Here is a 623-nt window from a genome sequence, read left to right as displayed (position 1 = left end):
TTTAGCAGTTGATGTAGTTTCTAATTGTAATTGAGAATTTATTTGTTTAATATTTGCTTTAATAAATTCTAATTCTTTATTATTTTTTAATTCTTTTGCTAAATTTGATTGTTTTGATTTTTTAATAAATTTTGATAAAAATAATAAAACAATAGTAACAATTACTCCACTAGCAACTGCTCCACTTAATACTGCTGATATTACTGTTGTAGATAAATTCATTTTTTATTCCTCCAATTGTATTTTATTTGAATGTTGTTTACATAAATGACATTCTTTTTTATGTTTTCTAATATTTTTATATTGATATATTAAATAAGGACTTGTAATAATAATTGGGATTGTTATTAATATATATTTAATTAATTTTCCATAATTACCTAATTTAGTTATAATATTTAATCCAATATGACCAAACATAGGAAATAACGTTAATATTAAATGGTCAGGTCAAGTAAAATTATATTGATTAGTATAATTACCTATTCCCATTGATATTGGTATTTTAGGTATTAATCAAGGTGTTATTGTAAAAAATAATGTTATAAACATACCAAGACTATGACTAGTTATTTTTAAAATATTTGATATTAAAATTTTAATTTTATCAATATGAGTACTAT

2 protein-coding genes are annotated in these 623 nt (G+C 19.6%); both read right to left on the bottom strand.

What is annotated here, in order from left to right; all coding sequences use genetic code 4:
- Nucleotides 1-222 (bottom strand): hypothetical protein (locus M0D11_RS06355; RefSeq protein WP_252321131.1); only part of this gene is annotated, 222 nt, incomplete at its 3' end.
- A 3-nt stretch (nt 223-225) separates the two neighbouring features.
- A partial coding sequence (locus M0D11_RS06350) for a hypothetical protein (RefSeq protein ID WP_252321129.1) occupies nt 226-623 on the bottom strand: 398 nt, incomplete at its 5' end.

This window comes from Spiroplasma endosymbiont of Lariophagus distinguendus (assembly GCF_023846195.1).
Taxonomy (GTDB): Bacteria; Bacillota_I; Bacilli_A; order Mycoplasmatales; family VBWQ01; genus Spiroplasma_E.
Note: the sequence above shows the minus strand (reverse complement) of the source record. Positions and strands in the feature narration are given on the sequence as shown.